At 55.4% G+C, this 14,367-nt stretch carries 12 protein-coding genes; 3 read left to right on the forward strand and 9 right to left on the reverse strand.

From position 1 onward, the window contains the following. Positions 1-5: 5 nt before the first annotated feature. Complete coding sequence (locus tag GOB93_RS03555; RefSeq protein ID WP_338422284.1) at positions 6-1,367, reverse strand: carbohydrate porin; 1,362 nt, start codon at positions 1,365-1,367, stop codon at positions 6-8. 61 nt (positions 1,368-1,428) lie between these two features. Between GOB93_RS03555 and GOB93_RS03560 the strand changes: the two genes are divergently transcribed. Continuing rightward, positions 1,429-1,851, forward strand: a complete 423-nt coding sequence (locus GOB93_RS03560) for a secondary thiamine-phosphate synthase enzyme YjbQ (RefSeq protein ID WP_173582152.1) — start codon at positions 1,429-1,431, stop codon at positions 1,849-1,851. A gap of 208 nt (positions 1,852-2,059) precedes the next feature. Here the strand turns inward: GOB93_RS03560 and GOB93_RS03565 are convergent, their stop codons facing one another. Both GOB93_RS03565 and GOB93_RS03570 read right to left on the reverse strand, forming a co-directional pair. Continuing rightward, on the reverse strand, positions 2,060-2,473 hold the full coding sequence (locus tag GOB93_RS03565) for a hypothetical protein (RefSeq protein ID WP_242010526.1): 414 nt from the start codon (positions 2,471-2,473) through the stop codon (positions 2,060-2,062). Between the two features lie 276 nt (positions 2,474-2,749). Beyond that, complete coding sequence (locus GOB93_RS03570) at positions 2,750-3,781, reverse strand: glycosyltransferase family 4 protein (protein WP_173582153.1); 1,032 nt, start codon at positions 3,779-3,781, stop codon at positions 2,750-2,752. Between the two features lie 202 nt (positions 3,782-3,983). On the opposite strand from GOB93_RS03570, the gene GOB93_RS03575 reads away from it, so the two are divergent. Continuing rightward, positions 3,984-5,795, forward strand: coding sequence for an ATP-binding cassette domain-containing protein (locus tag GOB93_RS03575; protein ID WP_173582154.1), 1,812 nt, complete (start codon positions 3,984-3,986; stop codon positions 5,793-5,795). A 267-nt stretch (positions 5,796-6,062) separates the two neighbouring features. Next, positions 6,063-6,575 (forward strand): hypothetical protein, encoded by a 513-nt coding sequence (locus tag GOB93_RS03580; protein ID WP_173582236.1) that lies wholly within the window; start codon positions 6,063-6,065, stop codon positions 6,573-6,575. Between the two features lie 119 nt (positions 6,576-6,694). Here GOB93_RS03580 and GOB93_RS03585 read toward each other — a convergent pair whose 3' ends face one another. From GOB93_RS03585 to GOB93_RS03610, 6 genes are all read right to left on the reverse strand, one after another. After that, a complete protein-coding gene (locus GOB93_RS03585; RefSeq protein ID WP_173582155.1) occupies positions 6,695-7,294 on the reverse strand; it encodes an acetate uptake transporter in 600 nt (199 codons plus the stop codon). Between the two features lie 152 nt (positions 7,295-7,446). Continuing rightward, complete coding sequence (locus GOB93_RS03590) at positions 7,447-8,163, reverse strand: trypsin-like serine peptidase (RefSeq protein WP_242010510.1); 717 nt, start codon at positions 8,161-8,163, stop codon at positions 7,447-7,449. Positions 8,164-8,386: 223 nt separating this feature from the next. Beyond that, positions 8,387-8,821 (reverse strand): cytidine deaminase, encoded by a 435-nt coding sequence (locus tag GOB93_RS03595; protein WP_173582157.1) that lies wholly within the window; start codon positions 8,819-8,821, stop codon positions 8,387-8,389. An 8-nt stretch (positions 8,822-8,829) separates the two neighbouring features. Further along, a complete protein-coding gene (galE, locus tag GOB93_RS03600; protein ID WP_173582158.1) occupies positions 8,830-9,822 on the reverse strand; it encodes a UDP-glucose 4-epimerase GalE in 993 nt (330 codons plus the stop codon). 489 nt (positions 9,823-10,311) lie between these two features. Next, the gene (locus tag GOB93_RS03605) at positions 10,312-11,304 is read right to left on the reverse strand and encodes a CgeB family protein (RefSeq protein WP_173582159.1); all 993 of its coding nucleotides are present in this window, start codon (positions 11,302-11,304) and stop codon (positions 10,312-10,314) included. 59 nt (positions 11,305-11,363) lie between these two features. Further along, positions 11,364-14,228: a glycosyltransferase gene (locus GOB93_RS03610; RefSeq protein WP_173582160.1), complete on the reverse strand. Its 2,865-nt coding sequence runs from the start codon at positions 14,226-14,228 to the stop codon at positions 11,364-11,366. Between the last annotated feature and the right edge of the window lie 139 nt (positions 14,229-14,367).

Consider the following 14,367-nt stretch of genomic DNA (forward strand, 5'->3'; position numbering starts at 1 on the left):
GATTTCTAAAGCGACATCCCCAGATGCAGTCCGAAGATCAGTGCGTCCTGAACTTTCCGGCCCGAGATCGTATCGTAAACGCCGCCGCTCGGATTGATCAGGCCCTGCATGTCGGGCTGCACGGACAGCCAGGACAGTGCCTGCCATGTGTAGGTCAGCTCAATATGATACTCATTCACTAGGGATTTTGAACTGCCGTCCGGTCTTTGTGCCGTCACATAGCGACCAGGCGCCGCGTAGCCGAACCCCAGCCCCAGACTGTCTCCCTTGCGGTGAAACGGATCCACAAGCACGATCCCGGCATCCAGTGAGGCCGCGATCTGGTTTCTGTCCGAGAGCCCGGTATAATCCCAGCGCACAAAGCCTTTCAGTGTGCCCTCACCGGTGTTTTTCACCAGGGTATGATCGAGGGTCATGTAAACGGCCCAGTTGCCGCGACGGTTCACCGAAGGATCGGCCTGAAGTGGAAACGGTCCGGTATCGGCAAAGAAACCGGCCTTCCATGTGCCTTCATGCCCGAAAAAACTGACGTCCCGGTCCAGTTCCCCGATCACGAACGTTCCGGTGCCAAACCAGAATTTCGTGCCGCTCGGGTCCTGGTTCTGATTCCACGGATCCGTAGGGTTAGTGAACCGCCGCGCGCCCGTGGCGTTGTCATCCGAAACAGCCAGTCTGAGCAGCCATTTTTTTGCGAAAGCGATATTGATCCGCACCGCCGGGGACGCCACCGGGGAGGCCGGTCCCTGATCGTAGAGATTGTTGCTCGGCAACATTGGCCAGCCGAATGACCCATTGAGAAAATTCTGCGCTGTATCGCTGACCATGAAGTCCGAGCTGAGATCGAGTTTGCCGATCCGCAGCGAAAAACGGTTATCTCTGCTGTGCCAGTTGTAAGCCAGTTCATACAGACGCAGATTCGGATCGGCCTCGCTCGTGGAGGTCTGGTTGAATGCGTAAAGCGGATAGTTACTGAAAGGTTTGCCGCGAATGTCCATCGCGCTGATCTCAAATGTCCCCCAGGCGCCGTCCGCCGTGCTCATTCCCGCCAGCCGCGCGGGATCAAGCGTCAGATCCACCGTCGTTGCGCCGATATAATGTTCCGACGGTCTGGCGCCTCCGCGTGGAATGCCCCAGACTTCCTCGGCGTCTGACACGCTTACGCCGACACCGGCCTTCGCCCATTTCTGCTTCAGTTCGTTCCAGCCAAAAGGATCGTCAATACTGAAACGATCCTCCGCCTGAGCGAGCCCCGCGAAAACTGTCCCGGAAAGAGCGAACGCCGCGCCGGAACGAAATAAAAACCGGTGCAGACATAATACGGAACGTAGAACTGACCATCTCCCCATCAGACAGACCGGAACCGGCACATCACACCGGTCCTGCGTCCCGGACCTGTCCGCGATATATCACATCGGAAAGGAGAAACGCATGAGACAGGCCACGCATCGCCTGACCATCAGAACCGGTGGTAAAGGCCTCATTCCCATCACACACTTCGTCACGGACTGGATCACGGAAACCGGCATCGTTACCGGCCTGCTCACCGTCTGGTGTCCGCACACCTCCTGCTCGCTCACCGTTCAGGAGAACGCTGATCCCACCGTGCGGGAGGACATTGCCCGCTTCTTCGAGAGTCTCGTTCCGGAACAGGCCGGACGTTACGTCCATTCTTACGAAGGTCCGGACGACATGCCCGCTCATCTGCGCACCATGCTGACGCAGTCCGGACTTTCCATTCCGGTCATTGACGGTGAACCCACATTTGGCGTGTGGCAGGGGCTCTATCTTTTTGAACATCGTCGTGCATCGCATCACAGGGAGATCGTACTGCATCTGATGGGTGAGGAGTAGGACAACCTTTGCCCGTCGGGGGCACATCCCTCTGCGCGGGCCGGTCGCGGGATGCAGGAGATCCAGGTGTGTATGACGGCTTCCGCGCGCTGCGCGCAGACTATCCGACGGAACTGAATTTCCGCTCCCGGGTCATCAGGATGATCGTGTGAAGCGGAAACTTCATCGGACTGTCAAAATCCGGCGGACCGTGAGGGGGTGTCTGCCCTCAGTGTTTTTCCATGCGATCATCTCCAGGGCGCACGGAAGCAGCCGGAGCGGCGGTTACCGCAGGTTCATTCACGGAAATGACGGCTTCGTTAGCGATCGAGACCACATCCGTTGGCCGGTCGGCATTTTCCTGTTCTGTCTGTGCGATTCCTGTCGTCATTGCACGCAGCCGCGCCACTTCTTCCCGCACATCGCTGAGAATTTCGACCAGCGCCGCGTGATCTTCGGCGGCGCGCTGGTCCGATCCGCGTGTCAGGATGGCGTTTCCCACCATCAGCGCCGGAAGCGCCACAAGCTGGATCGAGTTGCTTACGTACAGCAAAGGCCCCTGCCATGTCGGTTCCAGGACGGGGATCAGCGAAAACAGGAAGAATGCGTAAACGCACCAGATACTGCCAAATATCACCGTCATTCGTACGGCGAGATGGTCATTAAAGCGGTCAAGCAGACCGGGCTCGCCGGGGGATGAATCAGATCTGCGCCGGTCCCGGTAGAACCAGCTGAGAGGTCTCCACGTATGGCGGGATTTCACAACGACAGGTCCGTTCATGAATCAGTCAGGCAGAAGTGCCGATAACATCGTTTCCTGTTTCATGAGGTGGGGTCAACAGAATTGCCGGCATGACAGTCATCCGCCATCGTGTCTGCGATGCCATTCCGCATCGCTGAATATGGCTGCGGGACGCATTCAGGGTTTACGGGCATCGATCAGAGTCTGATAAATTGCCAGATAATCATCGGCCATCCGGCGCGCTGTGAAGCGCCGCTCGAATTCGCGTCTGATCGTCGCATGGTCCAGAGCCTCGACACCGGGATAGGCTGCGATCGCCTCCTGTTCGTCGGAAACGACCGCACCTGTCACACCATCTTCCAGCACTTCGGGAACCGAGCCGTGCCGGAAGGCGATGACCGGTGTTCCGCAGGCCATCGCCTCGATCATGACGAGGCCGAATGGCTCCGGCCAGTCTATCGGCATCAGGAGCGCCCGCGCGCCGGACAGGAAGGCGGGTTTCTGCCGATCGTTGATCTCGCCGATCAGTTCCACGCCTTCGCCCAGCATCGGCACGATTTCACGCTCGAAATACTCGGCGTCCACCTTATCGATTTTTGCCGCGATCTTAAGCGGAACACCGACTGCCCGTGCAATCCGGATTGCCTTATCCACGCCTTTTTCCGGGCAGATCCTGCCGAGGAAAGCAAGATAGTCACGCGGCCCGGGCAATGGCGTGAGCAGATTTTCCGGAAGGCCGTGCAGGACCGTTCCGACATAATGGGCCTGGGGCAGTGGCAGTCGCTGATTATTTGAAATCGACACGATCGGCACGTGAGGAAACGCGTCGAAAACAGGCTGCAGTTCCATCAGATCGAGCCGCCCGTGCATTGTTGTGACAAAAGGTGTCTTCTGGCGGCTGAAATGGGTAAAGGGCCAGTAATCCATATGAAAATGCATAATATCGAACTGGTCGGCGAGCCGCGCGACGTGTTCCATGAGGAGCATGTGCGGCGCGATCGGATCGCGGATCGCAGGGTCCAGCCGCAGGGCCCGGGGCCAGACTGCGTCCAGAGTTGCTGTCGTCACGCTGTCGCCGCTCGCAAAAAGCGTTACGTCATGGCCGAGAGCTACGAGTTCGTCCGTCAGATACGAGACGACGCGCTCCGTGCCACCGTAAAGTTTCGGAGGTACAGCCTCATGAAGAGGGGCTATCTGGGCGATACGCATGAGCCAGTGAACTCCGGTCTTATTCTGTTGCAGCGGAATGGTGCCTGCGTAATATCAATACAGGCACTGTTTCCACCTGCACACCTGAAAGATACGTGACGATCACGCTGCTCATCGCCTCCTGCTCTCGCTTTCCTCATGTGTTGCAAACGCCTACACTGATGAAAAGTTACAGAGTGGAGCTACGCATGGGTGCCCACGCGTGAAGCGCGCCGGTGAAGTTACAATTCCCGACGACGAACTCCCGCATTATGCGGGACATCCCGTCAGGTTCATTGTCCGATATGCCCGGAGCCGGGCTCTTCCGCATCTGATCGTATTCGGATTTGTAACCCTGGCGGTTTCATGTGCCGTCTTCTCATCATATGCCATCAGACACCTGGTCGATACGATGGATGCTGTTCCGCGTGGCGGAGGCGATCACGGGTCCGTTCATGCGGTATGGGTCGCGGTTGCATGGCTTGCTGTCATCATCGCGGCGGATAATCTTTCATGGCGTGTCGCCGGCTGGTACGCGGTAAAAGCCTTTGTTGCCGTCACCGGCGACGTAAGGCTCGATCTGTTCCGGTATCTGACGGGACATTCCACCGGCTATTTCGCGGACCGGATGCCTGCGGCCCTTGCCGCCCGCATTTCCACGGCGGGAACGGCAACCTTCACGCTTGAGAGCCTGATGGCGTGGAATGTCCTTCCACCGTGCCTCAACGTCCTGCTCTCCATCGGCCTGATGATTACCGTCAGTCCGCTGATGGGAAGCGTTATTACTCTGCTGTCATTCAGTCTTGCCGCGCTCATGTTCCGCATGGCCCGGAACGGGCGGCAGCTTCACGCGACCTACGCTACTGACGCGGCGGGTGTTGACGGTGAGATGCAGGACGTTGTCGGCAATCTGCCGCTCGTCCGGACGTTCGGGATGCTGGGCTTTGAGCGGACCCGGCTAGCCCACACCCTGCATGGAGAAATGGCGACCCGCGGAAAATCTCTTCGTCATATGGAGAAGCTCCGGCTGGTTCACGCCCTGCTCACGGCCGTTCTGACGGCGGGTCTGCTGATATGGGTTGTCCTTCTATGGCAGGCTGGCAAGGCCACCGTGGGCGATGTCGTCATGGTGGTTAATCTTGGTTTCATGATTCTGCACGGCACGCGGGATCTCGCCGTCGCGCTGGTTGAGACGGTCCAGCATACCGCCCGTCTTGGCGAGACGCTGTCCACCATTCTTGTGCCTCATGAAATGCAGGACCGTCCCAATGCGACCGGCTTTAAAGGTGCCACCGCCGGCGAGGTCCGGTTTCAGGATGTCACTTTTGCCTATCCGACCGGCCCGAACGTGCTGGAGCATTTCAATCTGCACGTCGCTGCGGGAACCCGCGTCGGTCTGGTCGGCCGTTCCGGCTCTGGCAAAAGTACTGTGCTCGCGCTGCTTCAGCGCCAGCGTTATGTCCTGAGTGGCGCAGTTCTGATCGATGGTCAGAATATCAATGATCTTTCCGAGACAGCACTTCGTGGCTGTATGTCGGTCGTGCCGCAGGATGTTTCGCTTCTGCGGCGATCGGTTGCTGACAACATCCGCTACGGTAAACCCGAGGCCTCAGACGAGGATGTACGCCAGGCCGCTGATGCGGCTGGCTGTACTGACTTCATTACCGCGCTTCCTCAGGGCTTTGATACGGAAGTTGGCGATCGTGGTGTGAAGCTCTCCGGCGGCCAGCGTCAGCGTCTCGCCATTGCCCGCGCGTTTCTCCGGAACGCTCCGATTCTGATCCTTGATGAGGCGACCAGCGCACTGGACAGCGAAAGCGAACAGCACATCCAGATAGCGCTTTCGAAGCTGATGGTCGGACGCACGGTCATTGCCGTGGCCCATCGTCTCTCCACACTGAAAGATTTTGACCGGATCGTCGTTATGCAGAAGGGTCATATTGTGGAAGATGGCTCGCCGGCGGAACTTGAACGTCGCGAGGGTCCTTATCGGGAGTTCCTCAGCCTCCAGGCGATGGATATTGCGCCAATCTGAGCCTGTGACGGTGATATCTGCCAGCCTTGATGATGTATTCTGGTCCGTGACCTCAGGTCTGCAGACCGCGATCTTACGTAGCCGGCCTGGTCCGTAACGTGTTCTCTGGCGTCGAATACGAGGCTCAACGGGCTTATGTCGGGGGCCGGATACCAGGCATGAAGAAAAACGGGCTGGCAATTCGCTCATCTCTGCGGAATCTCTTTGGGCAGTTTTTTCTGTCTGATTTCAGACAACTGGCAGGCTCAGGATCGAAGTTTCAGCGCAATGACGATGACGTGGGGAGATTTTCAGGCTGTTGTTCAGCTTTCGGCCGGGCTTAACGTCGCCATTCTGAGTTTTGTCGATATCAGCCTGCCTGCCATCAAGGAGAGGCGACGCGTTTTCAGCAAGGCGCGGCAGGAGCTGGAAATTCACCGCAAGAATCCGCACAAACAGACCGTCACGGAGATCGCCGAGCATAAGCAGAATGTTGGCAATATCGACCGGCAGCTTTTCGATCTCTGGCGGGAGACCGCCGACTTTGAGAGTTTCGAAGACTCACTGATGAAATCGACAGGTGTCTTTGGTATTGTTGGCGCCGTTCTGAGTCTCAGCCTGCTGATGTATTCAGCGTTTCACTACGACGAGGCAGTAACGCTTACGGATGAAGCGCTGGTCTTCCTGTCATTCCTGTCGCTTGGCGCGGCCTTTATTATCAATTTCTTCACCGCGTCGAAGGCCAGTCGTTTTACGAAGCGGTGCAACGATCTCCGCGAAAAAATGCGTACGACCCTCTGAAAGGTCTCCGGTGGGTATTCTTCGTTCCGGACATTGCTTCCCTGACAATAAAAAGACCCACCGGCAGGGTGCTGGCGGGTCCATGGATGCATGATGACAGAGAATGAAGACGACAGAAATCAGGCGGCGACAGGTGAACCCACGGGCAGATGCGCGACGACACGAGGGATGCCAACCGGAAGAACCGCCCGGCCAAGCTGCGCTTCGATGACTTCGGCCATCGCCAGATAGAGAGCTGAAACGCCGCAAAGCAGGCCTTCAAAGCCGGCGAAATGCGTAATCGCGGCGTTGCCTGTTGCTTCACCGGCGGCAAGAAGTGCGAACAGCACGGTCAGTGAGCCGAAGACGAATTGCAGCACCCGGTTAGACCGCAATGTGCCGACAAACATGAATGCCGTGAATACGCCCCACAGGCCGAGATAGCAGGCCATTGCGGTTGGGTCCGAGGCAGCGATCAGCCCGAGTTTAGGCAGGAAAATCAGCAGGACAAGAGAAATCCAGAAAGCCCCGTAGGATGTAAAGGCGGTCAGGCCGAAGGTGTTGCCTTTCGGATATTCCAGCAAACCTGCGCACATCTGCGCGGCTCCGCCAAAGATAATTCCCGTAGCGATTACGGATGAATTAAGCGGCAAAAAACCTGCATTACAGAGATTGAGCAGGATTGTCGTCATTCCGAACCCGGCAAGTCCGAGGGGTGCGGGATTAGCTAGACGTTCCATCGCGGAACTCCCGGCAAATAGGGGATTATGAACTGAGCAGAACCAGACTGGTCCGGAGCTGCCCGGCGCACGCATAGTCGCGCGCTTCCGGCTATCTAACAATAATTATAATAACTGAGATGCATTATGTTTTTATCACAATTTTGTGTGGATTATCTCCGATCGTCTTGGGTTTTCTCTGATGTCACTGGCATCAGAGGCGCTGCGGCTCCGCCGCGCCCGAAATTAGCGAGAACCTGCACCCCTGTTACGATCCAGTTGCCGTTCCGGTAGACGAGCAGTGGAGCACCGCTGCTTCCCCGCGTTGCATCGCAGTTGTGGGAAATCATTGGCTGTCCGTTGCCGTCGGCGACAATGGCCATGACATGACAGGCCATATCTGACGTTACGACCTCGCGAAAATCCTGCTCGTAACCGCCGAGCATTACGCCATCGCCCGGAGCAGGAAGGTTCTGTGCGACAGTCAGACTCTGTGTCGGTGTGCCGGCTGGCGCGTCAAGGAACAGGGTTGCCCGGTCGTAAGCTGCTGTAAGGGCTTCACGACGAGGATCGTAGCCGGGCGGTATCAGGAACCGTGCGACACGGGCATGAGAGGCAAATTGACCCCGGTTGTAGGCGCGAAGAAAATGAACGTCACGCGGCTGGATATAATGGCCGGTTTTTGCGATCCACAGACAATGGGCTGCAGTTTCCACAACAGCAGGAGCGATCAGAAATCCTGTACAGCGGCCGCCCAGTTCGGTCTGAACCCGGCCGATTGCGCTCCATGGCAAATCTTCCACGCCCACCTGCCGGCGTGTATCCCCAGTTCCGATCCCGGGTCTTGCAGGAACCGGGACAAGCTGGGCATGAGCGATCGGGGCTGACATGGCGACGAACAGGCCGCTGATTGCTGCTGCCCACCAGAGTATTTTTATGCCGATCTTTGCTGTCTGGCATTGACTGGGGAATAATTTTATTCCGGATGTTGCTTTCGCAGAACAGACCATAGAGATAACATCATAAATTATTCCGGATTTTTCTGGAATCCGGCTATTGATATCTGGATCTGACGATCGCCGGGAACGGCGCAGTGCATCCGGATTTCAATGATTACCTCGGCGTTCCCACTGAAACACCGAGATTATCAGGACCAAAACTATCTGGCAGAAGCTCGGCCAGTGTCCGTGTCAGCAGAATTTTACCGGCCGGATCTACCATATGCACCTTCGTCTCGGGTGCCGCGAACTCACGCAGTTTCTGGCGGCAACCTCCACATGGCGGGCAGGGCTCGGCCGCACCGCAAACGACGGCTTCAATGATCCGGCGTCCGCCAGCAGCGACCATCGCCGAGATAGCACCGCCTTCTGCACAGATTCCTTCCGGGTAGGCTGCATTTTCCACGTTACAGCCAGAGTAAATATGGCCGTCATCGCAAAACATCGCTGCGCCGACTTTAAAGTGTGAATATGGCGCGTAGGCCTTCTCGCGGATTGACGTTGCTGCGGCAATTAACTCGTGAGGAACGGTTCCGGGAGCAGTGTTCATGATATCATTCAGTCCTGATATCCACCCGGATGCGCTTCGCGCCATGCCAGAGCCGTTTCCACCGTTTTGTCGAGTTCGGTGAAGGCGGGAGTCCATCGGGTCTCTTTCATGAGGAGCGCCGGACTGGCGACCAGACTCGCCGGGTCACCCGGACGCCGCGGCCCGGCTTTCCAGGGGACAGGTCGTCCGCTGACGCGTTCGACAGCCCGGATCACTTCGAGATTGGAATTGCCCTTTCCGGTACCGACATTGAATGTCACACTCCGGTCATCGAGCAATGGCAGAACTGCGAGATGGGCCTGAGCCAGATCCGCAACGTGAATATAATCACGGATACAACTTCCGTCCGGAGTTGGATAATCCTGCCCGAACAGCGTCAGGGCTTCCCTTCGACCCAGCGCCGCGTCGATGACCAGAGGAATCAAATGAGTCTCAGGGCGATGATCCTCCCCTGCCCTTCCGGCGGGATCGGCACCGGCGGCGTTGAAGTAGCGCAGGCACGCGCTGCGCAGGCCGTGAATCCGGTCTGCCCAGTACAGCGCCCGTTCGACGACGCGCTTGCTTTCACCATAGGGAGATCCCGGATCAACGGGGGTCGTTTCGTCGATCGGGCCGTCTCCGGCCGAACCAAAGAGAGCAGCCGTGGAGGAAAACACAAATTTTTTCACGCCATGCTTTATGCAGGCGTCAATCAGACCAAATCCAAGGGCACCATTATCGGTCATGTACATTAATGGATGCTGCATACTTTCACCCACCAGCGACAAGGCGGCGAAGTGAAAGACGCAATCCCAGGGGCCGTCGGCAAGAACGGAATTCAGCAATGGCAGATCGGCAAGATCACCTTCGATAAAGCGCGCTCCGGATGGAACGGCGGCCCGATGTCCGGTGCGGAGACTGTCGTAGACTGTCACCTCATGTCCGGCATCAAGCAAAGCCAGAACCATATGACTACCAACGTAACCCGCTCCGCCGGTCACCAGAAAACGTGAATTTTTCATCTCTTTTCCGCACCCTTAATATATGCGGGGACTACGAATGAGCCGCCGCCGTTTATAAGTTCATCCCTCACCGAAACCACAAATACGGGCTGGCACAGAAAAAATCTTCATCGCATGATTTGTATCAAATTCACCGATATCTGCCCAATTCAAAATTCGATTTCTGTCTGTATATGAGGAATCTTGTGTTGTGGCGAACGCCAGCAATAATTTACGTGCTCGTTATGAATGAGTCGAATTATTTTTATGGGTTGACCATATAATTTACTATAAAATAAGTAATAATTTTATTTTACAGAAAAAATAATTTTTATCTCATAAAATTCATCAATATTTAATTATTTATTACACCTTATCGAAGATAATTTTTGATATAATCACAGTCATTAAAACAAACATACACAAAAACAGTAAATCCGAAATCTATAATTTTTCGGATTTACCTTGTATTGCCGTTGCGAAAAGAACTAATTCAATATTAGCTATGACTTAGCCAGGCAAAAAGTCATTTTCTTTCAGAATGCCCAAAGCGTGCCGGATCCGCTGGCCATAAGTATGCTCGGCCATTGTCCTCGCCTGTGCTTTTTTAGCTGTTTCAAGGCGCAGAGCCTCGTTATCGAGATAGGTTGCAACCAGCCTGTCAAAATCCTTACGATTAGAAAATGAAGGAATTTCGTCTTTCGTGTAATAACGCCTGATCTCGTAGGTATCTTCATGAAAGATCTGCATGGCGCCTGCTGCTGCTGCCTCGTAGGTTCGTGGGCCGGGCGTGGATGGCGCGATCATGAACCGCTTGTTCTCGAAATTCAGGCTTCGGCCGAGATTCAGCACCAGTTTGGAGCGTGAATAAAACTGGACCAGTTGCTCCTTTTCCAGCCTGGCATCTGAGAACCCGATACCAAGCTCACCCCAGCCCGGACCGACAATTTTGATGTTCAGATTGCGCAGGGTTGGCATTAATCCGCGCACGATGTCCTTCCGGTTCGTGAATGCCACGCCACAAAAAAGAACATCAATCGTCCGCTCGACGTCTTCAATAATCGGTCGGTAATGCAGTTTCGGACACGCTGCGAGAGGCAGATGCCATACGTCTTTCCGGGTGTAAAAATTCGAGCCCCAACGCTCACATGAGAAAATTACGTCGAAATCGTCGCAAATACGATAAGACGCATCCTGCTCATAAGGATCTTCCGTGGCCCAGAATACTGTAGCAGCGCCGATCTTCTTTGCTTCCCGGCAGACTTCACCGAAATATGTGCTTTCCGGGAGGTAGGACCCGATCCCGAAAACAATCGTAGGTCTGAGATACTGGATAGCGGCTGCGGCACCGCTGATATTGGCGGCCACAACATTTTCATCACCGAAACATTCGCCCCAGCCGGCCATGATCGATTCACGAACCTGCGCATTGGCCTGTGACTCAAAACGGCCACCGCTACAGATCAAAACCCGTCCGGAATACTCGCTTACCTTACCCACCATCGTTCCTCTTCACACCCAGGCACCATCGTTTCGAACTGCTTCTATCACAGCAACACCGGCTAACGACACGCCTCCTTCAGTATCTCCATGACCGACGTATCGAATTTAGCAGGACTGCAATCCGTTTCGACACGATGCAGCGCTTCCTGCCGCACCTGCTCCCACAGCTCTTCATTCTGATACAATGTCGTCACAGCTTCTGCGAATGTCGCAGCGTCTGGTGCTCCGCCGGACAGGATGTCTTTGCCAGCCGTCCAGCCGAGTTGCCCGATCAGGATGTCGCTCGCAACCACAGGCACGCCGTGTGCGGCACTTTCATGGACCTTGTAAGGAATTCCGCCTGCAAATCGTGTCGGAGCCACAAAAACACGGTGCTGTTCATAATACTCCCGGAGATCGTCTGCTCCTTCGATGACGTCAATTCCGTCAAACTCCCGCAATCCGCCGAGATCGACACCTCGTGTCCGGAAGCCCACCGCCGTCAGGCGAATATCATCACCCAGTTTCTCTCTCAGCAAGGGTATCACGTCCCGCATGAACCACAGTAATGAATCCAGATTCGGAGAGTGCGCATCGATAACAGCGCCGACAAACAGCAGCCCATTTCGTGCACTGAACGAAGTCCGGGTGGGTTCTGTCTTCAGAGCATGTCCCAGAATACTGACATTCATATGCCCGGCACGTCTTATGAAATCAGCCTCCTGTCCGGTTACGGCGACAATCTGCTGACAGAAATATGCGCATTCAAATTCAGCGCGGAGTTTCTCATCGAGATCCTCGTGCGTTCCATTCAGACCAAGCACGCGCTCACGCATCAGCAGGCGCGGACTCGCGACTGCTTCCGTATCGAGAATGAAGCCCTTTGCTGCCATATAGCGGGTGTTTTTATGAAGAACCGGCAGAATTCTTGCGAGATTATGCGTTCGTCCGATCCAGACCGCGTCAAACGATCCGGCCCGTTCTTCGAGGAATGTGTCGAGATCGACAGCGGACCGGTCGAAAAGAACTTCCACCGTATCAGGAAAGTCACCGTAAATGCGGCTCAGTGAGTGATAATGCGTGTTGATCGGAAAAACGGTGACCGCGCATCCCTGTCGCGCGAGGCTCCGGACAATGTCATTGGAGCGGACATAACCTGAACCGAGTGAACGCAACGGCACACGGTCCTCGATGAAGAGTACACGCGGTGCGGCGCTCCGTCGTGACCGGCCGAGCACGGCATTACCGAGATGAGCGGGCAACTGGTCTCTCAGAAACTCAGCCTGCCGCTGAACGAAAACCCGTTTGTTCCTCTGCATCAGTGCGATTGACGCCTCGGACGTCGAAGAACCGAATTCCAGATGCTCGATAACGACAGACGGATCGTAGACGACGCGATACCCTTTTCTGATCAGTCTGACGCAGAAATCGGCTTCTTCGAAATAGGCGGGGCAATAGCTTTCATCGAAACCTCCGAGACTCTTTGCCAGAGATGTCGGCACAAGGAGAAAAGCACCGGAACAGTAATCCACGTCTCTGACGAAATTGGCTTCGGGACAGTTCGGATCATGGTCGCGCAGATAACCAAGTGTTCCGCCGTCACGCCATATGATCGATCCGGCCTCCTGCAAAAGGCCATTCGTGCGGATGATTTTTCCGCCTACGGCGCCGACATACGGGCTGGAATGGAGACGGTTCAGTGCCGCACGAACAGCTCCGGGAGCCAGTCTCACATCATTATTGAGGTAGAGCACGGCGTTCGCCGTAACCTGTTCAAGCGCCATGTTACAGGAAAGAAGAAAGCCCGCGTTATACCGAAGATGAGTGATCTTCGCGCCCTGAACATAACGCTCCAGATGTACCGTCTCGTCATGCGAACAGGAATCAATGATGATAAGCTCTATATTTCCGTCGAAATTATCACGCAGCGACGCGAGTGCCATCAGAGTCAGCGCGAACTGATTATGAAGAACAATGATAACGCTGAGGACCGGATGGTCCGGACATGTGAAATCCAGAACGCTTCGGCCACTCTGCACCGTCAGTCCGCGTGCGAGCCTGCAGAATGCCAGTTTGGCATCCATCTCCTCCAGATCATCGTAGCAAAATCGCGGGTCCTGTTTTTCGTGGGCCGCGATCCAGTGCGCATAAGGATCACGAAACAGGCCGCTCTCGATATCCGCACGCACGGTCGCCAGGGACGCATAATGCGCCAGCGAGACATCCGGAGCCGGCAGCCGTCCTTCGGACGCTCCGGCTGTCAGAAAATGGTCATAACCTGAACGAAACAGGCCGGCAGAGATACAGGCTGCAACATCGGGATATTTTTCCCGGTAGAATTCTTCGGAAAAACTGGCCTGCGGCGAATACTGATTATACTGACCTGCTGTCACGTAATGATGAAGCGCGGAGGTATATGTACCATTCCGGATAAGTTCCCGGACTTCGGGGTAGCGATCCAGATACCATACCGGATCGAAATACCACGACGTCCGGCAGCGATCGGAAATACTGTCTGACAGCGTCAGGAACAGGCTATAATCAGAGTCCGGTTTACTGTCCGTCGTCTGCCCATATGGCTCAGCGTTATGCGTAATCCGCGATATAAAGCAGGAAAACACACCGGGATCGAAAAACACGCTGCCGCTTCTGTATCCGCACTCTCCGCCTGACAGATAGTGATCGTAACCGTTCGCGCATCCTTCCGCGCTGAACACAAATGACGTCAGTTCAGGATTGAAGGATCTGTAGTATTCTTCAGAGAACAGCCAGTGTGGCGACCGCTCACGATAGCCATGCTGTACATAATGCTGAAAGCCGGACTTCCACTGACCACTGGCGACAGCATCCGCGACATCGCTATATGTTGCGAGATACCACGTTTCATCAAACCATTTATTAGGCGATTGCTTCAGCAGCTGTCCGGCCTGGAGATAATATTCCAAGGCAGACGAATATTTTCCGGCTGCAATCGCTTCTTCGGAAGCAGGATAACGCGCCCGAAACCACTCCTGATCAAACCTGAGCCATACAGGTATCCGAGAATAGCTGCCAGCCGCGCTTCCGATGTTCCAGTCAAACACG

Source organism: Acetobacter musti, assembly GCF_011516835.1.
Classification (GTDB): Bacteria; Pseudomonadota; Alphaproteobacteria; order Acetobacterales; family Acetobacteraceae; genus Acetobacter; species Acetobacter musti.